The following is a 25,764-nucleotide window of genomic DNA, read 5'->3' as shown; positions in this document are numbered from 1 at the left end:
GCAGCCTAAAGCTTGGGAATACGGAGACCGCCTAACGCAACAAGGCGGTCTCCGTGTCTAATTGTAATTTCCGATATAGGAGGGCCGTTCATGATTGTTGGTCTGTCAGTCAAAAACTACAAGGGGATCCGTGAGTTGCGGAATCTGCCGCTGACGGTGCAGGTCGAATAGCGGTGTGATTGATGCTTCATCTTCACACTCGGGACGATCTGAGTTACCTCCAAGAATTCGTCTATCTGAAATGTAAGCTCGCATAGGAGAAGGAAGGTAATGGGAGGAGCAGCTTTCGGCAGGTGGCGCTACTCGTGGTAGGCTAATTATCGCACTCAGTCAGATTTTGTCACAGCTATTCAAAGTGGGCGAGAAATGCGCCACGACATAGATGTCCTTAGCCAATTTGGTGACTTTCAATTTCTGGGCTCGGTAGCGCCGAGCCGCTGTTCTATCACAGAGGTCAGTTATGCTGAAAAGCCTATCGCTCACCGGGGTTGGTCCCGCTGACGCCTTCGGGCCCGTTGACTTTGCCCCCCGACTCAACTTCATTACCGGCAATAATGGCCTAGGTAAGAGCTTTTTGCTCGACATAGCCTGGTGGACGCTGACCCGCACTTGGGCGCGGGGCATAGCGGTGATTCCGCCCAAGGGCAAGGCAAAGAGCTCTATTAGCTATGCCTACAGCAAGTCCACGCCGGGTGATTTTGCCGAAACCAGCAGCTTCAAGCGCAGCGAGCAGCAGTGGACCACCAAGCAAGGGCGGCCCGCCATTCCGGGTGTGGTGATCTATGCCGGGGTCGATGGCAGCTTCTCGGCTTGGGATCCGGCGCGCAACTACTGGCAGGGGGATGGCGGTGGACAAACCTGGTCTTCCGAAAAAACGTGGCAAACGGGTGGTCAATGGGCAGAGAGCGCCGAGCGGGCGCGGGCCTTCAACTTTACGCCGGAGCAGGTGTGGAACGGACTGGAAGGGCCCGGCGGCATCCGCTATTGCAATGGTCTAATCCACGATTGGGTGCTGTGGCAGAAGGGTCAGGAACCAGCCTTTGCCGATCTCTGCAAGGTGCTGGAGGCTTTGTCGGCATCGGACGACGAACAACTGGTGCCAGGACAGCCGGTGCGCCTCGGTCTGGACGTCAAGGATTATCCTTCTCTACGAATGTCCTATGGCCAGGATGTGGCGCTGGTGCATGCTTCGGCTGGAATGCGGCGCATAGCCGCACTGGCCTATCTGTTGGTCTGGACTTGGCGTGAACATCAGTTGGCCTGCGAGCAGACGGGTCGCAAACAGGCCAAGGAGATCATCTTTCTGGTCGATGAGATCGAGTGCCACCTGCACCCGCAATGGCAACGGCGGGTCGTGCCTGCGTTGCTGCGGGTGATGCAGGCGCTGACCGGCAAGAAGGTGCCAGTGCAATTGATCGTGGCAACCCATTCCCCCTTGGTGTTGGCATCGGTAGAGCCGGAGTTTGATGAGGCCAAGGATGCCGTGTTCAACATCCAATTGGACAACGGGCAAGCTTGTGTCACGAAGGAGCTCTGGGCCAAGCAGGGGGATGTGGTGAACTGGTTGGTGTCTGATGCCTTCGGTCTGCGGCAGGCGCGTTCTATCGATGCAGAGCGTGCCATCGAGGCGGCAGAGGCGTGGATGCGAGGCGATAAATCGGCTTTGCCCAGCAATCTCAAGACCCAGGCTGCCATCCATAAGGAGCTGCTGCGAGTGCTGGCAGGGCATGATGAGTTTTGGCCCCGCTGGTTAGTCGAGACGCAACAGGTCCCTGGTAGCAGCTCCAAGGGGCACGCATGATCGAGATCGACAAGACGAGGCTAGCCGAGCCCACCGAATTTGACGCGAAATGCAGCCAGGCGGGGCTGCAATGGTTGCTGGATCATCCCAAGACAAGTCGCAAGCCGGGGGTTCGTCCCAGAGATTACTGGAGTCCATTCAAACCCCAGCTGGCCGACGCCTATCGCAATCTATGTGCCTACAGTGCCATGCATGAGCCGGTCGGTACTGTGGATCACTTCCTGCCCGTCGATGTCTATGAATTCCTAGCCTATGAATGGGCCAATTACCGATATGCATCTGGTTGGATCAACAGCAGCAAAAACAAGGCGGTAGAGATTCTTGACCCACTGGACGTGAGCACGGGGTGGTTTGAGGTGCTGTTGCCTTCGCTGCAACTGGTGATGGTGCCGGAGCAGGTGCCCGAGCCGTGGCGCAGGCTGGCAGAGCAAACCCTGATCCGTCTCCATTTACGTGATGATGAACGGATTCTACGACAACGCCGTCAATGGTACCAAATGTACCAGCAAGGCAAGCTGACTCTGGGTGGATTGCACGATGTCGCCCCCCTGATTGCACTGGCTGTGGAAAAGCAGAATGCAACTAGGCAGGAGTGAGCTAGCAAACCAGACGGGGGCAGTTTATTTAGAATACAGCACTGTGATGCGTACACCGGGGGCCAATGAGCCCCCATTTTGATCCAACGATTCTGATTGAAGATGCTGATTAGTGGTGAGTGACAGCGTCCACAGGAAAATTCTATCTGTGGAAGGAAGAATGGGTACTCCCACGCATCACCCACGTCCCCCAAAGTTCACCGTTACCACATTATCCCGCTTGGTGGGTTCCGGTTGCGTCAGCACTTGGACAAAATCACCCCATGATTGAAATAATCGCGCCACCTGCTCAGCTCGCTTACCAGCCTGATAGGTCGCTACAAGCCGATCCCGCTTGCAGTGATTAAGCGCCAACTCGATTACGCTTTCATTAGCATCCAAGTATTCGGCACAGCCGCTGGCAAAGGTACGGCGCAGATCGTGGATGGTGAAGGGGTCGCTTTGCGGCAGATGAAGGGCTCGCACTTTATTAATAACCCAGCGCAAAGCGTTGCCATCAATGTGACCCTGCCCTGCTTCATGCTCACGAATAGCCTCGAATACCCAAGAACTGCCACTGCTTAGGGCTCGTTGATATGCGATGATCTCCAATGCCAGCGGATGAAGGAGGACCGTGTGTTCTTTGCCATTCTTGGCATTGCTAGCCGGGATCACCCACTTGTTGCCCGTGATCTGATCCCAAGTCATGCCTGTGGCCTCACCACGACGTACACCAGTCAGCAAAATCAAACGTAAACAGTTTGACTGTGCGGGGTGATATCCCCCTTCTGATAACCCTTGCCAAAAGGCGGCAACCTCTTCACGACACAACCAACGTTGGCGTGGTGGTGGGGTATCAGCCCCAATCGTTGACGGTTTGATGGTGCGGGCGGGATTCAATTCGATCAGCTCAAGGTTTACTGCATGGTCAAGCATCTGGGCACAGATGGTCAGTCCTTTACGTGCGGCCTGAATGCTACGTCCCCTAACCTTGGATAGATGAGCAAATAGCACGGCGCGAGTCACGTCTTTTAGTAACAGGCTACCGATCCCTTTGCTTATATAAAGGCTGTAAGCATGGCAGTAGGCTTCAACGGTAGATTCCCGCGCAGGCTTGGCGACTTGCTTCCATGCCAGCCACTCTTCAAAGAAGGCATCAAAGCTCGGCATGACCGAGCGTTTCACCTTGGCGGCTCTGGCTGCTGCGGCAGGATCTTCCCCAACCTTGACCATCGCAACAGCCTTACCGTGCTCGGCACGAGCGACGGCCAAGCTCATAGCAGGATAAGTGCCTAATGTGAATTTTCGAGCCTTACTATTGAGGCGATAGCGGTAAAGCCATGTTTTCGATCGCCCACCACCGCGAGCTTCGATACACAAGCCACCACCTGCGCCGCTCGCAACGGCAATCACTAAACGCTGCCCTTCTTCAGCTTTCAAACTGGCTATTTCCCGATCAGTCTTAAGCGCCACCATCGCCCCCTTATTCAAGCTGTGTACCCAACTGTTTTTGGGTACACAACTGCGTACACAAAAAACGTGGCTTAAGTGATTCTAGCTGATTTTCAATGAGACTGAAATGAATGGATACATTTGATTTTAAACAATTTTAATAGCAATACAGATATACCACGATATGGTGTGAGACTCGCTACCACCCAACTTCCTGTTCAACGTCTAATCCCATGAGAGGCCAGCATTTGCTGGCCTCTCTTTTATCTGGCAGAACGCCGTATCTTCCGGCAAATGTCGTAAAAAAAACCAGATTGTTGGGCTTTTGCACGACAGCGACCAATAACTCGCCAAACGCACCCAAATTCGGTTTTTCTGGCAAAAAAAGGGTTGACGCCCCAGAGCCAGATACGCATAATTCGGCCCGCACAGTGACGAGGCAACGACTCACTGGAAGCACGGTTGGCTATGTAGCTCAGTTGGTTAGAGCATCGCACTCATAATGCGAGGGTCACAGGTTCGAATCCCGTCATAGCCACCATTAATTGTTCAGTTGGGGTATCGCCAAGCGGTAAGGCAGCGGGTTTTGATCTCGCCATCCCTAGGTTCGAATCCTAGTACCCCAGCCATTTTTAAAAGTTCTTTGACCAGTCACATGACTGTCGAGGAGCGCTGTTGGGGTATCGCCAAGCGGTAAGGCAGCGGGTTTTGATCTCGCCATCCCTAGGTTCGAATCCTAGTACCCCAGCCATTATTGCTTTTCATCGACCTCGTCGGTGATAGCTGTGGTAAACGTAAGAGGTTTCGATCTCGTCAACGTGCATAGGTTCGTTTCCTAGTACCACAGCAATGTTTAAACGTTCTTTGCCAGTCTCCGTGACTGTTAAGGAGCACTGTTGGGGTATCGCCAAGCGGTAAGGCAGCGGGTTTTGATCTCGCCATCCCTAGGTTCGAATCCTAGTACCCCAGCCATTTTTACTTGTAGACGACCCTGTCGCATACAAGACGGCTATGTAGCTCAGTTGGTTAGAGCATCGCACTCATAATGCGAGGGTCACAGGTTCGAATCCCGTCATAGCCACCATTTTGCAGTTGTTCAGTTGGGGTATCGCCAAGCGGTAAGGCAGCGGGTTTTGATCTCGCCATTCCTAGGTTCGAATCCTAGTACCCCAGCCATTTTTGACTTGTCAGCAATGATATTGGTGACAAGACGGCTATGTAGCTCAGTTGGTTAGAGCATCGCACTCATAATGCGAGGGTCACAGGTTCGAATCCCGTCATAGCCACCATTAATATTGCGGAAGTGGCGAAATTGGTAGACGCACCAGATTTAGGTTCTGGCGCCCTAGGCGTGAGAGTTCGAGTCTCTCCTTCCGCACCATTAATAGCAGTACCAAACAGACCAGCTCAGGCTGGTTTTTTTGTGCCCGTTTTTCGCCCTCTATCCCCCTTGCCAACCTATCTCTGCCTCACTTCCCTCTCGCTCTGCTGCCACCCAGGCTCATGCGGAGCGACAAAAAAGCGGCCCGCAGGCCGCTTGTCTCTCTTTTCCCTGAATCAAACCAGTCAGAACGGGAAGAACCAGGGGATGGCGATGACGCTCACCACCATCACCAGCAGGGTGAAGGGCACGCCAATGCGCACGAAATCCACGAACTTGTAATTGCCGGGCCCAAGCACCAGAGTATTGACCGGTGACGAGACCGGCGTCATGAAGGCCGCCGAGGCCGCGATGGCGATGGTCATGGCAAAGGGATAGGGGGAGATCCCCATCTGCTGGGCCGTTCCCAGCGCAATGGGTGCCATCAGCACAGCCGTCGCGGTATTGGAGATGAAGAGCCCGATCAGGGCGCACAGGGCAAACAGGCTGGCCAGCATCACGCGAGGGCCCATCTCACCGACGGCCGCGATCAGACCGCCGACAATCAGGTCCACCCCGCCGGTCTTCTGCAGCGCCAGGGCAAAGGGCAGCATGCCGACGATCAGGATCAGGGTGGGCCAGTGGATGGACTTGTAGGCACTCTCCATGTCGATGCAGCGGAACTTGCCCATCAGCAGGCAGGCCACCAGCGCCGCGATGACGTTGGGTACGGGATCCGTCACCATCAGCACCACCATGACCCCGAGACAGATAAGGGCGTGGATGGCCTGGCTGCGAGCCGGCGCCATCTCGTCCACCTCGGCGGGCAGGCCCAGCAACAGGAAGTCACGGCTGTGGGTCTGCAGCAGGCGGATCAGGCTCCAGTTGCCCACCACCAGCAGGGAGTCGCCCATCTGCAAGGGGTCATCCACCAGCTTGCCGGTCAGCGCCTCGCCGTCACGGCGGATCCCCACCACGCTCAGACCGTAGTGGGAGCGAAAGGCCACCTCGCGAATGCTCTTGCCCAGCAGGCGGGATTCGGGGATGAGCGACACCTCGGCCATGCCCACCTCCCGCGCCTGATCGGAGAAATACTCCCCACGCAGTATCATGGGCTCTAGCCGTGCCTCGCTGCAGAACTCTCGCACATCCACCTCGGGGTCGGACATGTCGATCAGCAGCACGTCCTTGGCCTGGAACTCGGTGACGCCGGAGACGGTCACCATCACCCGCCGAAACTTGCGCCAGCGCTCCACCCCGATGACGTTGGCACCATAACGGGCCCGCAATTGCAACTCGTCCAGGGTCTGGCCTATCAGGGGGGAGTCGGACCGGATCGCCAGCCGGCGGGCCCGCCCGGCCAGCCGGTAATCGCGGATGAGGTCGCGCATTGTGCTGCGCCCCGCCTGCTTGCCTTTTCCCTCCTCCCCTTCACGCACCAGGGAGCCCCGCATCAGCAGCATGTAGATGATGCCCATCACCAGGATGATCAGCCCCATGGGGGTGAACCCGAAGAAGCCGAAACCCTGGATGCCATGGCGCATCAGCTCACTGTTGACCACCATGTTGGGCGGCGTTGCCACCAGCGTCATCATGCCGCTGATGAGGCCGGCAAAGCCGAGCGGCATCATCAGGCGACCGGCCGGGATCCCCATCCGGTTCGCCACGCTCAGCACCACAGGGATGAAGATGGCCACCACCCCTGTGCTGCTCATCACGGCCCCCAGCAGGGAGACAGCCACCATCAGCAGCACCAGCATGCGGATCTCGCTGCTGCCCGCCACCTTCACCAGCATGTCCCCCACCTGATAGGCGATACCGGTGCGCACCAGCCCCTCCCCCACCACGAACAGGGCGGCGATCAGAATGACGTTGGGATCGCTGAACCCCGCCAGCGCCTCCGGCAGGGTCAGGGTGCCGCTCAGCACAAACAATATGATGATCAACAAGGCGACTACGTCCATGCGTACCTTGTTGGTAATAAACAGATAGATGGCGCCCACCAGCATGCAGAGGACCCAGATCAGTTCGGAATTCACACTTGCTCCTTTCGTTCATGTCCGCCACTGCACAATGGGTGAAATGGCGGACTCCATCAGACCACAGCTTGTTCTGCCCCGGTTTGTTACATATCAATAAAGGGCAAGGGCCATCATCGCATATCGAGGCCCCCTGCGGTCCGCAAAAAATGGCGAGCCTTTACCACCACCCTTTATCCATTCTTTGATGTGGCTCAGGCCGGCTCGGACAAAAGTCCTGCGTTGGCCCCCGCGCAGCCCCTAGAATAGGTCCGTTCCGATAACCCCCCTTCTTCCAAATTTTCAAAGGAAACGAAAATGAGCATATTCGAGTGGTTCAGCATCAATCACACCCTGGTGACCATACCGCTGGGCGGCGGTTACGCCATGTCGTGGATTGAAGCCATCGGCACCCTGTTCGGCTTGGCCTGCATCTGGTTCGCCAGCCAGGAGAAGACCATCAACTACCTGTTCGGCCTCATCAACGTCAGCCTGTTTGCCATCATCTTCTTCCAGATCCAGCTCTACGGCCTGCTGATGCTGCAGCTGTTCTTCTTCTGCGCCAACGTCTACGGCTGGTACGCCTGGACCCGCCCCGCCAACGAGCAGGGTGACAGCCTGCAGATCCGCTGGCTGAGCAAGTCCAAGCTGATGATGACCGCCGCCCTGAGCGTGCTGGCCATCGCCCTGCTGACCCTGTTTATCGACCCCGTATTCGCCACCCTGGCACGCACCTCGGTCGCCCTGCTCAACCTGTTCGGGGCCGGCCTGGCTACTCCCGAGCCCTCCCCCGACGCCTTCCCGTTCTGGGATGCCAGCATGACGGTGCTCTCTGTGGTGGCCCAGATCCTGATGACCCGCAAATACGTGGAGAACTGGATCCTCTGGGTGGTCATCAACATCATCAGCATCGGCGTCTATGCCGCCCAGGGCGTCTACGCCATGTCGCTGGAGTACCTGATCCTGCTGTTCATCGCCGCCAACGGCACCCGCCTCTGGATGCTGGCCGCCAAACGCCCGCAGCAGGAAGTGATCGCATGAGCCTGCTGCCCCATCTGCAATGCCGCCCGGACCAGATCGCCGAACGGGTGGTGCTGTGCGGCGATCCGGCCCGGGTCGATCGCATCGCCAGTCAGCTGCAAGGGTGCGAGTCGCTCGGCCAGAACCGGGAGTTTCACCTGATCAACGGCCATCATCAGGGGCTGCCCGTCACTGTATGCAGCACAGGCATCGGCGGCGCCTCCGCCGTCATAGCGCTGGAGGAGCTGGTGCAGGCGGGCGCCCGGGCGCTGGTCAGGGTCGGCTCCGCCGGCGCCCTGCAGCATGAGATGGCGCTGGGTGATCTCATAGTGGTGGAGGGGGCCGTGCGCCACGATGGCGCCTCACTGGCCTATCTGCCCCCCGAGTACCCCGCCTGCGCCGACATTCGGCTGCAAGCCGCCCTGCTCGACCATATCGCCGCCAGCGGCCAGCCTCACTGGCACGGCCTGGTGCGCTCCCACGACAGCTTCTACCGGGATGACGAGCAGGCGGTGTGCCGCTACTGGCACGAACGCGGCGTTCTGGGGGCAGACATGGAGACGGCCTCCCTGCTCACTGTCGGTCGGCTGCGCAAGGTGCGGGTGGCCGCCGTGCTCTGCAACGTGGTGGCCTTCGAGCAGGACGTGCAGCAGGGGGTAAGCGACTACGCCAGCGCAGAAGCGGCCATGATGGCCGGCGAGCGGCTGGCCATCGCCGCCGCGCTCCATGCACTGGCGCAATAAACCAGCCACACCCCAGACCCGGATCTGAATCAGCCCAGGGGCCGACATCGCCGCCGGCCCCTGCCAAAACGTTAAGCCCGGCACATTCGATGGCACGGGCGCTGGCATACGGCCCCCGCTCTTGCTAGCCTCATGGCCCTCGTTCCCCCGCGCGGGTTTCTCATGCAGCAACAACCCTATCCCCTCGGTCGCTTTCACGCCGAACTTGAGCAGCTTGAACCCCGCTTTGCCGCGGCGCTGGAGGCCTGCACCCTGTTTCTGCGCCGCTACCTGCCGGGCGAGCCCATCATGCGCCAGGGGGAGCAGAGCGAATGCCTCTATCTGGTGGAAACGGGGCGGGTCTCCCTCAACAGTGCCGTGCACTCGGGGCGTCTGTTTCAGCTTGGGGAGATAGCGTGCCAGCGCCAGATCTTCGGCGAAATGGAGTTCTTCAGCGCTACCCCGGTGCAGTGGAGCGTGGTGGCAGAGACAGAGCTGGATGCCAGCGTCATCTGTGCTCACAAGCTGGCCCAGCGGCTGCTGGCCGAACCCGAGCTGACCCTGTTCTTCGCCTCGGCCCTGGCCAGCGACTATCTGGATACCCTGGACATCACCACCAGCCGCCTGCTGCACCCCATCGCCTACAACATCGCCTTTGAACTGTGGCGCGAGCGCCAGCGCACCCCCATGCTGGGCTCGCGCAAGCGCTCCCACGAGGCGGCGCGCTTTGGCACCACGGAACGCGTTTACCGCCGCGCCCTCAAAGAGCTGGTAGAACAGGGGATAGTGTGCGAGGGCGCTGACGGCCCCACCATCGCCGATCTGGCCAGGCTGCGCGCCTATCTCGACCTTTAATCTCGATTCACTCTTCACCCCTATCGGAGCATCCATGTCTACCTATCCCGAGTTCACCTTCTTCAGCCGCTTCGTCGCCGACATCCAGGCCGGCCGCAAGACCATCACCATACGCGACGAGAGCGAAGCTCAATGGCAGCCCGGCCAGCGGCTCTCACTCTTCACCAACCCCGAGCAGCAGCCGTTCGGCGCCATAGAAGTGCTCTCGGTCAATGCGGTCGCCTTCGATGAACTGAGCGACGAGCACGCCCGCCAGGAGAACATGACCCTCCCCGAGCTCAAGCAGGTGATCAGGGATATCTATCCTGCCCTGCCGCCACTCTATGTGATTGAATTCAAACTGATTGCCTGATTGATGACCCGAACCGGATTTGGCCCTGGTCGAGCAATATGTTAATAGTGTTCCTTTTGAATCGTGGAGAAGCCGAACGTGTTTGAGATAGCGAGCCTGAAAGAGGGCATGATGCACGGGGTCGAGCTGTTCCAGCTGCTGCTGGAGATCATCTCCATCGCTTGCGTGGTGACAGGGCTTGGCAAGACGCTCTGGCTGGCGGCACGAGTCCGGGATCACGCCCCCGGTTTCCCCCATATCCGCCTCTGTTTTGGCAGCTGGCTCATTCTGGCGCTGGAGTTCCAGCTCGCCGCCGACATACTGGCCACCACAGTCGCGCCGAGCAAGGAGGAGCTGATCCGCCTCGCCATCATTGCGGTGATCCGCACCTTCCTGAACTATTTCCTCGGCAAGGAGCTGGAGGCGCAGACCGAGCGCCAGCAGGAGCAGCACGGCGAACCGGCCAGGGCCGCCCAATAACACGCCCGAAGCAGCTTGCACCAAGGCGCCGCCATCCCTCCCTCGGCACAGGATGGCGGTATTGTGACCCTCCCCTCACTTTTTAAAATAAGTCACTTATGGAACCCTTTTCAGCCACTCCCCCGCCCTGTTGAGGGCAACCCAGAGCGCCTAGAATGGGGTTACCCCTTCCCCAACCGACCCGCGCCATGACCCCTCTCGACACCTGCGTGATTTACCAGATCTACCCCATGAGCTTTCAGGACAGCGACGGCGACGGCATGGGCGACATCAAGGGCATCCGCCAGCGCCTGGACTATCTGGCGACCCTGGGGGTCGACCTGCTCTGGCTCACCCCTGTCTATCGCTCCCCCAAGCGGGACAATGGCTATGACGTGGCGGACTACCGCGCCATAGACCCCGCCTTCGGCACCCTGGCCGAGATGGAACAGCTGATCAGCGATGCGGCCGCCCGCGGCATCGGCATCATGATGGATATCGTCGCCAACCACACAGCCACCGAGCACGCGTGGTTCAGGCAGGCGCTGGCGGGGGATCCCCGCTATCAGGACTACTACGTGTTCAGGGACCAGGCCTTTGTCGATGTCCACCCGGTGGAGTCCATCTTTGGCGGCAGCGGCTGGGAGTATGTGCCAGAGCTTGATCGCTACTATCTGCACAACTTCGACATAAGCCAGGCCGATCTGGACTGGGACAACCCGGCGGTGCGCGCCGAAATGGCGGAGGTGATCAACTTCTGGCTGGCCAAGGGCATAAAGGGGTTCCGCTTCGATGTGATCGACATGGTGAGCAAGACCTGGTCGCCCCTTGCCATGAGCAACGGCCCCTGCCTGCACGACTATATCCGCGAGCTCAACGCCGCCAGCTTCGGCAACAAGGGGATCATCACGGTCGGTGAGACCTGGGGGGCGGATCTCGCCCACATGCAGCACTATTCGAACCCGAATGGCAGCGAGTTCAGCATGGTGTTCAACTTCGAACACCTGGGGCTGGGGCAGGACAAGTGGGCGTCGCATTTTGACCCTCTCGCCTTCAAGCGGGCCATGGCCCGCCACCAGCAGGGGCTGCACGACCGGGGCTGGAACAGCCTGTTTCTCAATAACCACGACCTGCCCCGCGCCGTCTCCCGCTTTGGCGACGACAGGCCAAGGTGGCGCGAGCCGAGTGCCAAACTCTGGGCCCTGGTGCTGCACATGATGCAGGGCACCCCCTTCATCTATCAGGGGGAAGAGCTGGGCATGACCAACCGCCACTGGCAAACCGATGAGCTGCGCGACGTGGAGGCCATCCACTACAGTGCCAGCCAGCCTGGGCTGGCTCCTGCCGAGCTGAGCCGACGGCTGGATGCCATCGGCCGCGACAACGCCCGCACCCCGATGCAGTGGGATGCCGCCCCTCACGCGGGCTTCAGCACAACCCCCCCCTGGATCGCGCTCAACGACAACCACATCGAGATAAATGCCGCCGAGCAGCTGGCCCGCCCCGACTCGCTGTTTCACTACTATCGCCAGCTGATTGAATTGCGCAAGGCCCACCCCGTCATTCGCCACGGCGACTTCGAGCTGCTCGATGGTGACGATCCACTGCGCATCAGCTACCGCCGCCACTGGCAGGATCCGGCGAGCGGAGAGCAGCATACCCTGCTGCTGCTCGCCAATCTCACCGCAGACACCTTGCCCATGCCCCATCTTGAGCTGGTGGAGAGGGGCGCCACCTTGCTGATGGGCAACTACCCGGATGCGCCCACGACCACCTTCGCCCCCTATCAGGCCGCCGTCTGGCTGATGCAGGCAAGCGAGTAACGGGCAAGACCATCGCTCGGCGCCAGCCTCCGCCACGCGGGGGCGGCCCCTGCGCCTCACCCCCTGATGATTCCCCTTGCCCTGGGCTGCCGAGGCGCCCCGGCGATTTACTCACTTAAAAACTTCGCATTTTCAGGCCCGAACAGCCTTGCCAGGCGATATCCGACCTCGTCTTGCCATCGACAATTGAAACAGTTCAACACCCTGTTTTTATTGGAAATAATCGTCATCAAAAACGACTCCTTTATCATCAAACGACGATATTCAACGCTGTTTAGTCAGGGTTAAAAGTCAATTCAGATTTGCGCCCTTGTGGTTCTTCGCTGACTCCTTATGGTTTCCATCCGAAGCGTGCGGCACTGTACTGCACGCCGACGTTCAGGCTCGCGGGATAGGTATCCCGCCATAACAAAAGGTAAACACCATGCGTAAAACCGGAGTGGCGCTCGCCATCTCGACCCTCTTCTGGCTCAATTCGGTCACGGCAGCCCCCATCATATTTCCGGACGACTCGCTGGCCGGCCCTGGAGCAGAAACGCCCGCCCTCGCTCGCACCTTCCAGCTGGCGCAGGACGATCTGGGCAACCGGATCCACCAGCTCCATCTGCCAATTCAGACCGAGCCCGAGCTGGTGGCGGAGCTGGAGCAGATCGGCAGGCAGCAGGGATTCTCGGTCAACACCCATGGCGACATGTACACCTGGACCGAGGACAACATGTGGCTGTCACGGGATGGCGCCCTCGTCTTCCGCCCCCGGGCACCGCTGGCCGACAAGGGCAGATACCACGCTTTCGTCACCGCCTTGACCCCAGAGAGCCCGCAGGCCGAGCAGGAGGGGCACCACAGCCTGGGCAGCCAGGACTCCCAGGGGCTGACAGATGGCATGCTGGCCCAGGCCGACCGCTTTGCCAGCGAACAGGGGCGCGAGCTTCTCCCGACCTTCTCCATCATAGATGGCGGCAACATGCTGGCCGGCCAGCGCGCAGACGGCGCTCCCTATGCCCTGATAGGTCGCGACGCTCTGCTGCAGACCACTCTGCACCACAGCCGGCTGGATCGGGAGCGCATCGCCACCCGGCAGGAAACCATGGAGCGCGACGGTGACTTTCGCCTGCAGCTGATCGAGCGCGAGTGGCTGGGCAGCCCCCATACGGTGCAGAACGGCCATGATCCCGAGATTGACCTCATACTGCTGGAGGCAGCCAACCTGCTGCCCCGGGATCTGAGCGCCGAGCAGCGCCACGCATATGCCAGGAGCGCGCGCGCCAAGGCCGAGCTGGCGCAGTACCAAGTGGACTGGGACAGCCGGCAGGCCGCACAGGGGCGGATGTTTCTGAGCCGGCAGCAGGGCGCCCTCATCGCCGAGCGCTATCGCGCGCTCCATGGCCAGGCGCTGCCGGCCTCCTTCGATCTGCTGGCTCAGCTGAAACAGGACTACGCCAGCCTGGTGGTCACCGCCGATCTCCACTCTGACTTTGCTGATGACCAGATAGAGAACGAGCTGCAAACGCTGCAGGCCGATGCCGCCACCCTGACCCGGCTGGGACGCATGCTGCAGGCCGGCGGCTACCAGCGCCAGGGGCTGACCGGCGTAGAGCTGGATGAGCAGACCCGCCGTTTCCTCGCCATGATGGCCATCAGCCAGCGCCTGGTGGCGCAGGAGCTCAAGGTGGCCGAGCGCGATCTGGTGATCCTGGCCCAACCCGGTTTTCACCTCGACATGGCCATGCGCCCGCTGGCCGATGGCCGCATCCTGTTCAACGATCCTGCGGCCGGCGAGGCACTGATCCAGCAGGTACTGACCAGCGACGGCAGCCTGAGCGACAGCGAGCGCCAGGGCCTCACAGAGACGCTTACCAACCTGCGGCAACAGACCGAGCGCTGGCACAAGATCCATGCCCTCATCCGGCAGCAGCTGACCGATGCCGGTCTGACCCCCATCGCCACCCCGGGCGCCTTCAGCGTGAACAAGCGGGCGGTGAACTGGATGAACGGCATCATGGGCACGGCGCAGCAACCCTTCTACATCACCAACGCCGCCAGCATAGCCCCCCTGAATCAGGCCTTCGGCGCCTGGTTGAAACGCGAGGTGCCCGAGCTGACCGCCTATTTCGTGGGTCAGGCGGCCAGTAGCCACAGGGAGGGATTGAACCAGGCGGAGGCCCTGCTCAGGGGCAGCGGTGGCCTGGATTGCATCACCTTGCACCACGAGTAGCGAGCGCTTGAGCCAAATGTTCAACCGACGGTCATTTGACTCGCAGGCGGGTTCTGTGTACTTTGCGACCAGAATTTTTGTTGGACCGCTTTTCCATGTTGTACATCCTGTTCAAATGCTCTGTCAGGAGGCTGTGCTCCGTGCACTAACACGATGAAGTGTTGCCCGGAGCCATTCCTCTTCTGAATCTTCATCAGCTGCGTGCATGCCCTCTCACAGGGAGGCGGCCCCGCATCTGATGAAAACAGGAGACTCAGGCCGGCGAGATGCTTCATCGCCGGCCTTTTTGTTTCTGATATTCAGGACAAAGTTTCAATATTGCTTGAAACGGGGGGCCGGTACGCCAAGTACCGCCCCCCGTTTTTTATGGATGTAGCACCATGAATTTACTCACCATTCAAAACCTGACTTGTCACCTGGGTGACAAGACCCTCTACCAGCAGGCCAACTTCACCCTCTTCGCCGGTGAGCATATCGGCGTCACGGGCAAAAACGGCGCGGGGAAAAGCACCCTGCTCAAACTGCTGCAGGCGGAGTTGTTGCCCGACGGAGGCGACATCCTCTGGCAGCCCGCGGTGCGCCTCGGTTATCTGGATCAGCATGGCGAGATGGATCCGCAGATCAGGGTGCGCGATCAGCTGCAATCCGCCTTTGCGGATCTCTACCGGCAGGAGGCCGAGATGATGGCCATCTACGCCTGCCCGGCGAAAAGTGCCCAAGCCCGTCATCTGGCACGCGCCGCCACCCTTCAGGCCAGCCTGGAAAACCGGTCGTTTTATCAGATCGACAGCCACATAGATGCGGTGGCTGATGGCCTGGGGATCACGCCATTGGGCATGCATACCCGGCTGGGGGAATTGAGCGGCGGACAAAGGCACAAGGTCATGCTGGCCCGCCTGCTGTTGCTCGCGCCGGATGTCCTGCTGCTGGACGAGCCGACCAATTATCTGGATACCCGTCACCTCGACTGGCTGGCGGACTATCTGGGCGGCTTCAAGGGAGCCTTTATGCTGGTCTCCCACGACCAGGCCTTCCTGAACCGGATTGCCACGGCCATTTGCGACATAGACAGGCAGCAAATCCGCAAATTCAAGGGCAATGTCGACAAGGCCATGGCCCAGAAAGCCAGCGAGGATGCCGCCCACGGGAAGCAATATCTGGCGCAGCAGCGACATATCGACAAGCTGGAACGGTTCATCGACAAAAACGGGGCCGGGGTCAATGCCAGCATCGCCAATGGCCGCAAGAAGCAGCTGGCACGCATAGACAGGCTGGCCGCACCTGAGCAGGAGAAGCCCCTCTCCTTCTCGTTTCGCTCGGCCCCGCACAATGGCCAGCAGCTGATCGCCGCCTCGAAACTGGTCATTGGCTATCAAGGCCCCCTGCTGGCGCCCATCTCTCTGACCCTGAGCCGTGGCGACAAGCTGGTGATTGCCGGGTTCAACGGCATAGGCAAGTCCACCCTGCTGAAAACCCTGGTGGGGGAACTGCCCGCGCTGGCCGGTCAGCTCGCCCTGTCACCGGCGCTCAAGCTCGGTTATTTCGAGCAGGCGCTGTGCTGGCGCTACCCGGATGCCACACCTGTCAATCTGGTGAAAGCTGTGTGCCCGGGCGTGAATGACAAGGCGGCCCGGCAGCATCTGGCGCGGTTTGGCATCACGGGAAAGCAGGCCGTGCAGCCGATTGCCTCCCTCAGTGGTGGCGAGCAGACCAGGGTGAAGCTGTGCCGACTGGCCCTGCAACCCAGCAACCTGCTGGTGCTGGATGAACCGACCACACACCTGGATGCCGGCGTCAAAGCTGCCCTGCAACAGGCGTTGCAGGACTATCCAGGTACTGTGGTGCTGGTCTGCCACGAACGGGAGTTCATCGCCCACTGGCCGGATCGGGTGGTGGAGATCCCGTCCCTCACCGCCGCCGACCACATTGAGCATCGTTAAGGTAGAAGATATGTCATTGAAAATATTGCTATTTTTTATTGCATTCCTGGTGGGTGCCGATGAACTTATGCTGGGCCCCATACTGGCGCCCATAGGCCGGGAGCTGGGGGTTCAGCCCGAGCGTGTGACCCTCTTCATTACGGCCTACAGCCTGGCGCTGGCGATGATAGCCCCCTTGCTGGGTACCCTCTCGGATCGTCTGGGCCGAATGAAGGTGATGCTCCCTGCCACCCTGCTGTTTGGCGCCGCCTCTGTGGTCACGGGTCTGGTGGAAAGCTTTGAATGGGGGCTTGCAAGCCGGGTGCTCACCGGCCTCGCCAGCGCCGGCATGCTGCCCATCGCCTTTGCCATGGCCGCAGACAGCGCGGGAACAGATGCCATGAAGCGCATTGCCTGGGTCCAGGCAGGCCTGACCCTGGGCATGATAGCGAGCCCGGCCGTCGGGGCTCTGCTGACCCAATGGCTCTCCTGGCGCGCTGCCTTCATCCTGCTCGGCGTGTGCGCCTGGGGTGTGGCGGCGGCGCTGGCCTTGCTGCCCGCAGGTCAAGATCCGGCAGAAAAATCGGCTGCGCATCGGGAGGACAAGGGCCCCCGCCTGCTGGCCATCCCGGGCGCGGTCGGGGCCCTGCTGGCCATGTGCCTGGGCCTTGGCGGCGGCATAGGTCTGTTCAATCTCGTCGGTCAGCACCTGCGCGATACCCAGGAGTGGTCCATCGGGTCCGTGGGGGGCTTGTACGCCCTGCTTGGCGTCATCAGCGTCGCCGGCAACCTGCTGATGCCCCGCCTCTCTGGCCGGGTCGAAAGCGGGCGCACCCTGATGCGCCTGGCCTTGATGGTCTGCCTGCTGGTCAGCGTCTGCTTCTATCTCGCTCCAGCCGGGCAACTCATGCTGCCGATACTGCTGCTGTGGGCGCTGGCGGGTGGCATAGGATCGCCCGCGCTGCAGGGCTATATTGCGCAGCTCTCCGGTGCTCACAGAGGCATGCTGATGTCGCTGGCGATGACCATGATGCACCTCGGGGTCGCGCTCTGGTCCGCCGTCGCCGGGTTCGCCTACAGCGCAGGGCCCCTGGCCATGGCACTGCTGGCCATGCTGCTGTTCGGCAGCGCCATTGCCCTGCTGCGCCCCGTCAAGCCCGCCGGCTGAAAAAGGGAGCGCGTACTCCGGGCCCACGCCCATCCCAACACGGGCCGCCCATCCGCCAGGATCGGCGGCCCCATATCTCACTGTGCCGGCACTGCCAGCCCGCACGCTTCCCACTCACACCATACTCGCTGACCCTCATACCAGGGTCAGCTCTCGCGATGAAGCCTCTTAATCTATTGATTTATATGACATAAAAAGCGCACTTCAGCTTGCTCATATCCACCGCCAAATGCGTTGAGGCAAATAGCTCCCATTGCGTTCAGGGAGCGGACAATGAATAAAAGATGTATTCACTGATTATTTATCCCGTTTGATGCCTTCTCTCCAACCCTCTTACTATGCCTGCGACCTATCCATGGCCGGTTGCCTGCAACCGGCCTTCAAACTGGCATAGCAAGTGGACAACTCATGATCACCACAGACGGTAACAACGCGGTCGCCTCAGTGGCGTACCGCACCAGCGAAGTCATCGCCATCTACCCCATCACCCCCAGCTCCAGCATGGCGGAGCAGGCGTCGGCCTGGTCGAGCGATCGGGGCAAGAATCTGTGGGGCGACGTGCCTCGTGTGGTGGAGATGCAGTCGGAGGGAGGGGCCATCGCCACCGTCCACGGCGCCTTGCAGACAGGCGCGCTGGCGACTTCGTTTACCTCGTCCCAGGGCCTGCTGCTGATGATCCCCAACCTCTACAAGTTGGCGGGTCAGCTCATTCCCTTCGTACTCCATGTGGCGGCGCGCACCGTCGCGACCCATGCCTTGTCCATCTTCGGCGATCACTCGGACGTGATGGCGGTACGCCAGACCGGCTGCGCCATGCTCTGCGCCAGCAACGTGCAGGAGGCCCAGGACTTCGCCCTGATCGCCCAGGTCGCCAGCCTCAACAGCCGGCTGCCCTTCATCCACTTCTTCGACGGTTTTCGCACCTCCCACGAGATCACCAAGATAGTGCCGTTGGCGGACGACACCCTGCGTGCCCTGCTGCCGGAAGCGGCCATCCGTGCCCACCGCGATCGCGCCCTGAGCCCGGATCACCCTGTCATTCGCGGCACCGCCGCCAACCCGGACACCTATTTCCAGTGCCGGGAGGCCACCAACCCCTGGTATGACGACGCCTACCGCCACGTGAGCGAGGCGATGCAAGCCTTCGGCGAACAAACCGGGCGCCACTACCAGCCGTTCGAATATGTGGGTCACCCGCAAGCCGAGCGGGTGCTGGTGCTGATGGGTTCCGCCATCGGCACCTGTGAGGAAGTGATAGCGCGGCTGATTGAGCAAGGGGAGAAGGTGGGACTGGTGAAGGTGCGCCTCTACCGTCCCTTCTCAGCCTCGCATCTGCTGGCTGTCATTCCCGAGAGTGCCCGCAAGATTGCGGTGCTGGATCGCACCAAGGAGCCGGGTGCCCAGGCCGAGCCGCTCTATCTGGACGTGATGAGCGCGCTGGCCGAGGCGGTCAGCCGGGGCGAGCGCGCCAGCCTGCCGCGGGTCATCGGCGGCCGCTACGGCCTCTCCTCCAAGGAGTTCAATCCGGCCTGCGTGCAGGCCATCTTCGACGAGCTGATGCTGGACAATCCAAGGCCGCGCTTCACCGTCGGCATCTTCGACGACGTCACCGGCCTCTCCCTGCCGCTGCCGACGTTGGATTATCCAAGCCAGAGCAAGCTGGAGGCGCTGTTCTACGGCCTTGGCAGCGACGGCACCGTCTCGGCGGCCAAGAACAGCATCAAGATCCTCGGCAACCACACAGAGCTCTATCCTCAGGGCTATTTCGTCTACGACTCCAAGAAGGCGGGGGGCCTCACCGTCTCCCACCTGAGGGTAAATGAGCGGCCGGTGCAATCGGCTTACCTGGTGGACGAGGCGGACTTCATCGGCTGCCACCAGTGGCAATTCATCGACATGTACCAGATGGCGGAGCGGCTCAAGCCGAACGGCATCTTCCTGCTCAACAGCCCCTACGACGCCGATCAGATCTGGCAGCGGCTGCCGCAGGAGGTGCAACAGGTGCTGCGCGAGAAATGCGCCCGCCTCTACACCATCAACGCCGCCAGGATTGCCCGGGAGTGCCAGCTCGGTAGCCGCATCAATACCGTGATGCAGATGGCCTTCTTCCAGCTGACCGCCATCATACCGCCGGCAGAGGCCACCGAGTTGCTCAAGCAGGCCATCGCAGCTAGCTATGGCAACAAGAGCGCCGAGCTGGTCGAGCGCAACTGGCAGGCGCTGGCCGCCACCTGCGAGGCACTGATCCCGGTACCGCTGCAGGTGCTCGATCACTCCAGCCACCAGCGCCCACCCGTGGTGTCGGCCAAGGCCCCCGACTTCGTCCAGACCGTCACCGCCGCCATGCTGGCGGGGCTCGGCGACAGCCTGCCGGTCTCCGCCTTCCCGCCGGACGGCACCTGGCCGGTGGGCACCACCCGCTGGGAGAAGCGCAACATCGCCAAGGAGGTGCCCATCTGGCAGGCGGATCTCTGCACCCAGTGCAACTACTGCGTGGCCGCCTGCCCGCACTCGGCCATCCGCGCCAAGGTGGTGGACAAGGACGCGCTGGAGGGTGCCCCCGCGACCCTGGACGCGCTGGATGTGAAGGCCCGCGACATGCGCGGCCAGCAATATGTGCTGCAGGTGGCGCCTGAGGATTGCACCGGCTGCAACCTCTGCGTCGAGGTCTGCCCGGCCAAGGACCGCACCGATCCGAGCCGCAAGGCGATCAACATGGCCTCCCGGCTGGATCACCTTGAGGCCCAGAAGGCGAACTACGACTTCTTCCTGGACCTCCCTGAGCGCACGGCCGAGCAGCTGGAGCGCATCGACATTCGCACCTCCCAGCTCATCTCGCCGCTGTTCGAATACTCGGGCGCCTGCTCCGGCTGCGGCGAGACCCCCTACATCAAGCTGCTGACCCAGCTCTACGGGGACAGGCTGCTGATCGCGAACGCCACCGGCTGCTCGTCGATTTATGGCGGCAACCTGCCCACCACCCCCTACACCACCAACGCCGAGGGCCGTGGCCCGGCCTGGGCCAACTCCTTGTTCGAAGACAACGCCGAATTTGGCTTGGGCTTCAGGCTCACCGTCGATCAGCATCGCGATCGGGTACGCCGCCTGCTGGCCGGCCTGGGGGACGCAGTCCCGGCCAAGCTGCAACAGGGGCTGCAAGACGCCAGCCTGCCGGTCTCCGAGCAACGGGCCCACATCGCGCAACTGCGCAGCCTGCTGCAGGGTCGCACCGAGCCGGGCGCCGCTGAGTTGGCCCGGGATGCGGATCACCTGGTGGACAAGTCGGTCTGGCTCATCGGCGGCGATGGCTGGGCCTATGACATCGGTTTCGGCGGGCTCGACCACGTGCTGAGTCTGGGGGAGAACATCAATGTGCTGGTGCTCGACACCCAGTGCTACTCCAACACCGGCGGTCAGCAGTCCAAGGCGACGCCGCTCGGCGCCATCACCAAGTTTGGCGAGCAGGGCAAGCGCAAGGGACGCAAGGATCTCGGTGCCAGCATCATGATGTATGGCCACGTCTATGTGGCGCAGATCTCCCTCGGCGCCCAGATGAACCAGACTGTGAAGGCCATTCAGGAGGCGGAAGCCTATCCGGGCCCGTCCCTCATCATCGCCTACAGCCCCTGCGAGGAGCACGGCTACGATCTGGCCCAGAGCCACGAACAGATGAAGCAGCTGACCGCCACCGGCTTCTGGCCGCTCTACCGCTACGACCCCCGTCGCAGCGAGGAGGGCAAGGCACCGTTGGCGCTGGACTCCCGGGCGCCAAACGCCTCGCTGGCCGAGACCCTGCAGCAGGAGCCCCGCTTCAAGCGGCTGGAGCGCCAGCTGCCGGAGATCGCCACCCAGCTCTACCGGGAGGCAGAGCTGGATGCAAACCGCCGCTTCGCCTGGCTGAGCCAGCTCGCCGGCAAGGAGGCCCCCTCGCAGGAGTGATCAAGCTGCCAGCGACCAGTGAAACCGGATAACAAAGAGGGCTCCCTGCGGGGAGCCCTCTTGCTATTTATTGCATGTCGACGCTTGCTCAGGCGTGGATGCTGGCCAGCTCGTGGCGTTTCAACGCCAGCAGCGTGATAAGGAAAGCGGCGGTGGCGATCAGCGCCATGCCGATATAGGTGGCACTGAAACCCGGGGCCAGCTCGGCCGGGCTCAGGCTGGCCAGGTTGTGGCTGGTGCCGGCCGGCAGGGCGGCATGGAACAGCACGGAACAGATGGCGACCCCGACCGCGCCCCCCAGCTCACGGCCGAAGTTGAACAGGGACATGCCGATGCCGCGATCTTCCCGTGGCAGGGCATTTTGCACCACCACGGAGAGCGCCGGCAGCACCAGGCCCAGCCCCAGACCGGCGAAGCCCAGCCCCAGATTGGCCCAGACATCGAAATGGATCTGCCACAGCGCCAGCGCCGACAAGGCGAAGCCCACCACCACGAAGCGTTTGTAGTAACCGGTGCGGCCGATCAGCTTGCCGCCGACGAAGGCTCCCGCCGTGATGCAGACCATGAAGATCACCATGTAGAGACCGCTCTCGCTGGCTCCCATCCCCTTCTGCCACTGCATCTGCAACGGCAGATAGACCAGCACGGCAAACATCAGCAGCTGGGAGGCCAGCGCCAGCAGCACGCTCACCAGATAGCCGGGCAGCCGGACCAGATGGGCAGGTAATATGGGGTCATGGGCGCGCCGCTCCACCAGGATCAGCAGCAGCAGGGCTATCGCCAGTCCTGCCGCCAGCCAGATGGCGGGCAGCGCCGTCTCGGGCGAGAGCAGCAGCAGGCTCAGCGTGGTGACGGTGATCAGCAGCGCCGCCCCCTTCCAGTCGAAGCGACTGTGGCGACGCACATTGAGGTGGCCCAGGTTGCGGTTCACCAGCCAGAGCGCAAGCGCCCCGAGCGGCAGGTTGATCCAGAAGATCCAGCGCCAGCTCAGCTGCTCGGTGAAGTAGCCACCGAGCAGGGGCCCGGCGATGCTGGAGACCGCATAGACGGCCGAGATGTAGCCCTGATACTTGCCCACCTCCCGCGGCGGTATGCTGTCGGCGATGACGGTGAAGGCGAGCGCAATCAGGCCGCCGCCCCCCAGCCCTTGCAGCACGCGGGCCGCCAGCAGGGTCGGCAGATCCTGGGCCAGGCCGCAGGCCACAGAGCCTGCCAGAAACAGGCCTATGCCGATGTTGAGCATGCGCACCCGGCCGAACATGTCGCTCAGCTTGCCGTAAATGGGCAGGGCGGCGGTGGCCGCCAGCAGGTAGGCGGTGACTACCCAGGTGAGGGCGGCGCCGGCGTTCAGCTCGGCGCCTATGATGGGCAAGGGGGTGGTGACTATGCTCTTTTCCAGTGAACCCAGGGCGATCACCAGGGCCACGCTTGCGAAGATGGTTTTTGGGGACATATAGGGGCTCGCTAATTTGAAATGCCAAGATCTGCGGCGCAGAGCTTGTTATTGTCTCATAAATCACCAGCCGATGGCCAAAACCGCCCCTGAGCGGCAAGCATGACCCCGGTCGCGGCACTGCCTCCTGCATTCTGTTAGGCTGGCTGTTCACACCCCAAGAGGAAGCAGCCCCATGTCCGAGCAGTTCCGGTTTGATCAATACGACGCCCTGATTTTCGATATGGACGGCACCCTGGTGGACTCCATGCCCCTGCATCTGGATGCCTGGGAGGCAACCAGCGCCGAGTTCGGTCTGCCGTTTGATCGGGCACGGCTCAATGAATACGGCGGCATTCCCACCCGCAAGATAGTCGCCATCCTGGCCGAGCAGCATGGGCTGGAGATCGATGTGGATGCCTTCACCCGACGCAAGGTGGCCCTCTATCTGGCGCATATCGACAAGGTCAGCGTGTTTCCCGCCATGTGGGAGCTGGTCAAGCGCTGCCACGGCAAGGTGCCCATGGGCATAGGCACGGGCTCATCGCGGGATCATGCGCAGCGCATTTTGAAAAATACCGGCCTGGATGCCTATATCTCTGTGCTGGTCAGCGCCGACGACATCGACAACCACAAGCCCCACCCGGACACCTTCCTGAAAGTGGCCGAGCTGCTCGACGCCAATCCCGCCAACTGCCTGGTGTTTGAAGATACCCAGATCGGCATTCAGGCAGGCAAGGCCGGCGGTATGGCCACCCTGCTGGCCACCGAAGGCGAACTGCAGCGGGTGTGAGACCGGGTTAGCGAAGCGCCCGCCACTGCTGCCAGACTCCGCCAAGGAAGGCGAGCAGGAAGAGGCCCAGGGCCATCTCCCAATGGAAAGTGAAATAGAGATCCGCTGGCAGGGACGCCAGATAGATAAACAGGGCGCTGAACAGGCCGCGACAGAGCGGCCCTTTCAAGACAGACCAGCGCAGCAGCGTGGCAACGCCGGCCCCCTTGCCAGACAGGGCCATCAGCTCATCCCCAGCAGGCCGAGAATGCCGGCGACTGTGTACCACGGATTGTGCACCCTGCGCTCCTCTTCCAGCGCCTCATGATCCTGCAACAATGTCAGCGCCTCGGCCGGGGTATCGGCAAAAGAGGGGGCAACGACAGTCACAAACCCCTGCTCGACCAGTTGGCGACGCTCATCGTCATAGCCGACAGCCCAGGTATCGAGATAGGTAAATGACTGACCTTGTTTGAAGAAGTGATAGCGAGACATGGCGGGCTCCGAGGCATTGGACCCCCACTCTACACCGGCGGTTGCAAACTGGCTCACCCCGAATGGGTAGCCAGCTCACTCTCAGTTTGCCGTCACCTCATCCTCCCCTTCCCCCTTGTCGCCGCCAGGGGCGGCGCCCGTCGGTCTGGCAAAACCCAGCTCGGCCATGCAGCTGTCAAACGCGGCCTCCCCCGGTTTGCCACTCTCCTTGCAGCTCTCAAAGGCCGCCTTCATCTCGGCCGACATCTCGCGAGGCGGCTTGGGCGGGGTGCGGCTGCCCTGATCGGCGGCCATGGCGGTGGCAGTGGCGAGGAATAACAACAGGGGCAGAACACTCTTCATGGCATGACTCCGAATAACGCGCGACATCCACCGCCAGAGGGCGGCGATGGCCCGCTCAAGCGGGCGGTTTCATGCTAGCGAAAAATCAGGAAAAGCAGGGTCAAGGCGGGGTAAAGGGGACGTCAGGCCTGCGTAAAACCCATAAAAAAACGCCCCTCGCGGGGCGTTTTTTCCAACCATCGCCGTTACATGGCGTTGGTGGATTCGAAGATCTTGTCGGCCGAGGCTTCGACGAAGCCCGGGTAGAGCACGCCGTCAGCCTGCGGGTAACGCAGGGCGAACTCGTAGAAGCAGCTCGGAATGGTGCGCACGCCGTCGCTGAAGGGCACATCCGCCTTGTCGGCCATGGTGGAGGATTGCTCCAGCATCACCTGCGGGTCCCCTTTCACCTCGCCACCTACACCGTTGAGCACGAAACCGGCCGCTTTGAGGGCGGCGTTGACCTGCAAGATGGTATCGAACTGCTTGAGGCGATTGATGTTGACCGTGAAGTGGTTGGCACGATAACCCCAGGCTGCCATCCAGGCTGCATACTCACTCTCCGCCAGCAGGGTCTGGTAATCATCCCAAGAGACCTGCCAGGGGGCGCCCGTGTAGAGGAAGGCCTGGGTATCGGTCAGGTGATCGGGTACCTGATCCGCCAGCTTGTGAATGATGGCCTGGGCAGCCTCGGAGAGTTCCTCCACCTTCAGCTCGCTGATGAACACCTTGGGGGCATCCGGATCTTGATGCTCGAAGTGCTTGGCGTAGAGCTTCTTGGCCTTGAACACGTACTCGCCCTTCTGCTCGTAGCCGAGCGCAAGGAAGTGGGCGGCCAGCTTCTCGAGGCCCAGCTTGGGCAGGTTGTAGGTGCGAAACGCCACGTGATCGTTGACGATGGGCTCGCCGCCACCCAGCAGGGTGTGGACCTTGAGGGCACTCGGGGTGACTTGAATGTAGTTATCCCACAAGTGACCGAACAGGGTGTCGATATCCTTTTGCATCTCTCTTTCCTTTGATTGCGGGTACAGACAAGGGCACCTGTTCAGTGCCCCTTTTATTTTTTGTTATCAGCGCTCAGCGCAGA

Annotated in this window: 20 protein-coding genes and 8 tRNA genes; 21 read left to right on the top strand and 7 right to left on the bottom strand. The window is 61.2% G+C overall.

Going from position 1 to position 25,764, the window contains the following annotated elements:
* Nucleotides 1-460 precede the first annotated feature (460 nt).
* Both BN1118_RS07020 and BN1118_RS07015 read left to right on the top strand, forming a co-directional pair.
* Complete coding sequence (locus BN1118_RS07020; RefSeq protein WP_043555197.1) at nucleotides 461-1,801, top strand: AAA family ATPase; 1,341 nt, start codon at nucleotides 461-463, stop codon at nucleotides 1,799-1,801.
* On the top strand, nucleotides 1,798-2,397 hold the full coding sequence (locus tag BN1118_RS07015) for a hypothetical protein (protein WP_043555195.1): 600 nt from the start codon (nucleotides 1,798-1,800) through the stop codon (nucleotides 2,395-2,397). The genes BN1118_RS07020 and BN1118_RS07015 overlap by 4 nt, the downstream gene beginning before the upstream one ends.
* Before the next feature lie 177 nt (nucleotides 2,398-2,574).
* On the opposite strand, the gene BN1118_RS07010 is transcribed toward BN1118_RS07015, so the two are convergent.
* On the bottom strand, nucleotides 2,575-3,852 hold the full coding sequence (locus BN1118_RS07010) for a tyrosine-type recombinase/integrase (RefSeq protein WP_043555194.1): 1,278 nt from the start codon (nucleotides 3,850-3,852) through the stop codon (nucleotides 2,575-2,577).
* Between the two features lie 440 nt (nucleotides 3,853-4,292).
* Between BN1118_RS07010 and BN1118_RS07005 the strand changes: the two genes are divergently transcribed.
* The 8 genes from BN1118_RS07005 to BN1118_RS06970 all read left to right on the top strand — a co-directional run bounded on the left by BN1118_RS07005 (nucleotide 4,293) and on the right by BN1118_RS06970 (nucleotide 5,209).
* Nucleotides 4,293-4,369 (top strand) — tRNA-Met (locus BN1118_RS07005).
* Nucleotides 4,370-4,382: 13 nt separating this feature from the next.
* Nucleotides 4,383-4,457, top strand: a tRNA-Gln gene (locus BN1118_RS07000).
* A gap of 47 nt (nucleotides 4,458-4,504) precedes the next feature.
* Nucleotides 4,505-4,579: transfer RNA gene (locus BN1118_RS06995), tRNA-Gln, on the top strand.
* A gap of 146 nt (nucleotides 4,580-4,725) precedes the next feature.
* A tRNA-Gln gene (locus BN1118_RS06990) sits at nucleotides 4,726-4,800 on the top strand.
* A 35-nt stretch (nucleotides 4,801-4,835) separates the two neighbouring features.
* Nucleotides 4,836-4,912: transfer RNA gene (locus BN1118_RS06985), tRNA-Met, on the top strand.
* Nucleotides 4,913-4,929: 17 nt separating this feature from the next.
* Nucleotides 4,930-5,004 (top strand) — tRNA-Gln (locus BN1118_RS06980).
* A gap of 36 nt (nucleotides 5,005-5,040) precedes the next feature.
* Nucleotides 5,041-5,117: transfer RNA gene (locus BN1118_RS06975), tRNA-Met, on the top strand.
* Nucleotides 5,118-5,125: 8 nt separating this feature from the next.
* A tRNA-Leu gene (locus tag BN1118_RS06970) sits at nucleotides 5,126-5,209 on the top strand.
* Nucleotides 5,210-5,394: 185 nt separating this feature from the next.
* Here BN1118_RS06970 and BN1118_RS06965 read toward each other — a convergent pair.
* Entirely contained in the window at nucleotides 5,395-7,227 is a 1,833-nt protein-coding gene (locus tag BN1118_RS06965) for an SLC13 family permease (RefSeq protein ID WP_043555192.1), read from the bottom strand.
* 297 nt (nucleotides 7,228-7,524) lie between these two features.
* Between BN1118_RS06965 and pnuC the strand changes: the two genes are divergently transcribed.
* The 10 genes from pnuC to nifJ all read left to right on the top strand — a co-directional run bounded on the left by pnuC (nucleotide 7,525) and on the right by nifJ (nucleotide 21,657).
* Entirely contained in the window at nucleotides 7,525-8,247 is a 723-nt protein-coding gene (gene pnuC / locus BN1118_RS06960; protein WP_043555189.1) for a nicotinamide riboside transporter PnuC, read from the top strand.
* Entirely contained in the window at nucleotides 8,244-8,969 is a 726-nt protein-coding gene (locus tag BN1118_RS06955; protein ID WP_043555187.1) for a nucleoside phosphorylase, read from the top strand. Before pnuC ends, BN1118_RS06955 begins: the two co-directional genes overlap by 4 nt.
* Before the next feature lie 162 nt (nucleotides 8,970-9,131).
* Complete coding sequence (locus BN1118_RS06950; RefSeq protein WP_043555232.1) at nucleotides 9,132-9,803, top strand: Crp/Fnr family transcriptional regulator; 672 nt, start codon at nucleotides 9,132-9,134, stop codon at nucleotides 9,801-9,803.
* Nucleotides 9,804-9,837: 34 nt separating this feature from the next.
* Nucleotides 9,838-10,155 carry a N(4)-acetylcytidine aminohydrolase gene (yqfB, locus tag BN1118_RS06945; RefSeq protein ID WP_043555185.1) on the top strand — a complete coding sequence of 106 codons (318 nt, stop codon included), beginning with the start codon at nucleotides 9,838-9,840 and terminating at the stop codon, nucleotides 10,153-10,155.
* Nucleotides 10,156-10,233: 78 nt separating this feature from the next.
* Complete coding sequence (locus BN1118_RS06940) at nucleotides 10,234-10,614, top strand: DUF1622 domain-containing protein (RefSeq protein WP_043555184.1); 381 nt, start codon at nucleotides 10,234-10,236, stop codon at nucleotides 10,612-10,614.
* Between the two features lie 188 nt (nucleotides 10,615-10,802).
* Nucleotides 10,803-12,416, top strand: coding sequence for an alpha-glucosidase (locus tag BN1118_RS06935; RefSeq protein WP_043555182.1), 1,614 nt, complete (start codon nucleotides 10,803-10,805; stop codon nucleotides 12,414-12,416).
* Nucleotides 12,417-12,840: 424 nt separating this feature from the next.
* Nucleotides 12,841-14,631: a hypothetical protein gene (locus BN1118_RS06930; RefSeq protein WP_043555179.1), complete on the top strand. Its 1,791-nt coding sequence runs from the start codon at nucleotides 12,841-12,843 to the stop codon at nucleotides 14,629-14,631.
* A 380-nt stretch (nucleotides 14,632-15,011) separates the two neighbouring features.
* Nucleotides 15,012-16,571, top strand: a complete 1,560-nt coding sequence (locus tag BN1118_RS06925) for an ABC-F family ATP-binding cassette domain-containing protein (RefSeq protein WP_043555176.1) — start codon at nucleotides 15,012-15,014, stop codon at nucleotides 16,569-16,571.
* A gap of 10 nt (nucleotides 16,572-16,581) precedes the next feature.
* Nucleotides 16,582-17,718 (top strand): MFS transporter, encoded by a 1,137-nt coding sequence (locus tag BN1118_RS06920; RefSeq protein WP_043555175.1) that lies wholly within the window; start codon nucleotides 16,582-16,584, stop codon nucleotides 17,716-17,718.
* Nucleotides 17,719-18,126: 408 nt separating this feature from the next.
* Nucleotides 18,127-21,657: a pyruvate:ferredoxin (flavodoxin) oxidoreductase gene (gene nifJ, locus BN1118_RS06915; RefSeq protein ID WP_043555173.1), complete on the top strand. Its 3,531-nt coding sequence runs from the start codon at nucleotides 18,127-18,129 to the stop codon at nucleotides 21,655-21,657.
* An 88-nt stretch (nucleotides 21,658-21,745) separates the two neighbouring features.
* On the opposite strand, the gene BN1118_RS06910 is transcribed toward nifJ, so the two are convergent.
* Nucleotides 21,746-23,110 (bottom strand): MDR family MFS transporter, encoded by a 1,365-nt coding sequence (locus BN1118_RS06910; protein WP_043555172.1) that lies wholly within the window; start codon nucleotides 23,108-23,110, stop codon nucleotides 21,746-21,748.
* Nucleotides 23,111-23,285: 175 nt separating this feature from the next.
* On the opposite strand from BN1118_RS06910, the gene BN1118_RS06905 reads away from it, so the two are divergent.
* Nucleotides 23,286-23,882, top strand: coding sequence for an HAD family hydrolase (locus BN1118_RS06905; protein WP_043555171.1), 597 nt, complete (start codon nucleotides 23,286-23,288; stop codon nucleotides 23,880-23,882).
* Nucleotides 23,883-23,889: 7 nt separating this feature from the next.
* Here the strand turns inward: BN1118_RS06905 and BN1118_RS06900 are convergent, their stop codons facing one another.
* The 4 genes from BN1118_RS06900 to BN1118_RS06885 form a co-directional block, all read right to left on the bottom strand.
* Nucleotides 23,890-24,105, bottom strand: a complete 216-nt coding sequence (locus BN1118_RS06900) for a hypothetical protein (protein ID WP_043555169.1) — start codon at nucleotides 24,103-24,105, stop codon at nucleotides 23,890-23,892.
* Complete coding sequence (locus tag BN1118_RS20835; RefSeq protein ID WP_156140160.1) at nucleotides 24,105-24,356, bottom strand: hypothetical protein; 252 nt, start codon at nucleotides 24,354-24,356, stop codon at nucleotides 24,105-24,107. Before BN1118_RS20835 ends, BN1118_RS06900 begins: the two co-directional genes overlap by 1 nt.
* Before the next feature lie 81 nt (nucleotides 24,357-24,437).
* Complete coding sequence (locus tag BN1118_RS06890) at nucleotides 24,438-24,698, bottom strand: hypothetical protein (RefSeq protein ID WP_043555167.1); 261 nt, start codon at nucleotides 24,696-24,698, stop codon at nucleotides 24,438-24,440.
* Nucleotides 24,699-24,883: 185 nt separating this feature from the next.
* On the bottom strand, nucleotides 24,884-25,681 hold the full coding sequence (locus BN1118_RS06885) for a DUF1338 domain-containing protein (protein ID WP_043555165.1): 798 nt from the start codon (nucleotides 25,679-25,681) through the stop codon (nucleotides 24,884-24,886).
* Nucleotides 25,682-25,764 lie beyond the last annotated feature (83 nt).

This window comes from Aeromonas bestiarum (genome assembly GCF_000819745.1).
GTDB lineage: Bacteria > Pseudomonadota > Gammaproteobacteria > Enterobacterales > Aeromonadaceae > Aeromonas > Aeromonas bestiarum.
This window is presented reverse-complemented; position numbering and strand designations above follow the sequence as displayed.

Excerpts from the sequence above, each read along its gene's own strand:
- yqfB (WP_043555185.1), top strand. The coding sequence starts at position 9,838 with ATGTCTACCTATCCCGAGTTCACCTTCTTCAGCCGCTTCGTCGCCGAC.
- BN1118_RS07010 (WP_043555194.1), bottom strand. The coding sequence starts at position 3,852 with ATGGTGGCGCTTAAGACTGATCGGGAAATAGCCAGTTTGAAAGCTGAA.
- BN1118_RS06910 (WP_043555172.1), bottom strand. The coding sequence starts at position 23,110 with ATGTCCCCAAAAACCATCTTCGCAAGCGTGGCCCTGGTGATCGCCCTG.
- nifJ (WP_043555173.1), top strand. The coding sequence starts at position 18,127 with ATGATCACCACAGACGGTAACAACGCGGTCGCCTCAGTGGCGTACCGC.
- BN1118_RS06905 (WP_043555171.1), top strand. The coding sequence starts at position 23,286 with ATGTCCGAGCAGTTCCGGTTTGATCAATACGACGCCCTGATTTTCGAT.
- BN1118_RS06935 (WP_043555182.1), top strand. The coding sequence starts at position 10,803 with ATGACCCCTCTCGACACCTGCGTGATTTACCAGATCTACCCCATGAGC.
- pnuC (WP_043555189.1), top strand. The coding sequence starts at position 7,525 with ATGAGCATATTCGAGTGGTTCAGCATCAATCACACCCTGGTGACCATA.
- BN1118_RS06890 (WP_043555167.1), bottom strand. The coding sequence starts at position 24,698 with ATGAAGAGTGTTCTGCCCCTGTTGTTATTCCTCGCCACTGCCACCGCC.
- BN1118_RS06885 (WP_043555165.1), bottom strand. The coding sequence starts at position 25,681 with ATGCAAAAGGATATCGACACCCTGTTCGGTCACTTGTGGGATAACTAC.
- BN1118_RS06925 (WP_043555176.1), top strand. The coding sequence starts at position 15,012 with ATGAATTTACTCACCATTCAAAACCTGACTTGTCACCTGGGTGACAAG.
- BN1118_RS06900 (WP_043555169.1), bottom strand. The coding sequence starts at position 24,105 with ATGGCCCTGTCTGGCAAGGGGGCCGGCGTTGCCACGCTGCTGCGCTGG.
- BN1118_RS20835 (WP_156140160.1), bottom strand. The coding sequence starts at position 24,356 with ATGTCTCGCTATCACTTCTTCAAACAAGGTCAGTCATTTACCTATCTC.
- BN1118_RS06920 (WP_043555175.1), top strand. The coding sequence starts at position 16,582 with ATGTCATTGAAAATATTGCTATTTTTTATTGCATTCCTGGTGGGTGCC.
- BN1118_RS06950 (WP_043555232.1), top strand. The coding sequence starts at position 9,132 with ATGCAGCAACAACCCTATCCCCTCGGTCGCTTTCACGCCGAACTTGAG.
- BN1118_RS06930 (WP_043555179.1), top strand. The coding sequence starts at position 12,841 with ATGCGTAAAACCGGAGTGGCGCTCGCCATCTCGACCCTCTTCTGGCTC.
- BN1118_RS07015 (WP_043555195.1), top strand. The coding sequence starts at position 1,798 with ATGATCGAGATCGACAAGACGAGGCTAGCCGAGCCCACCGAATTTGAC.
- BN1118_RS06955 (WP_043555187.1), top strand. The coding sequence starts at position 8,244 with ATGAGCCTGCTGCCCCATCTGCAATGCCGCCCGGACCAGATCGCCGAA.
- BN1118_RS07020 (WP_043555197.1), top strand. The coding sequence starts at position 461 with ATGCTGAAAAGCCTATCGCTCACCGGGGTTGGTCCCGCTGACGCCTTC.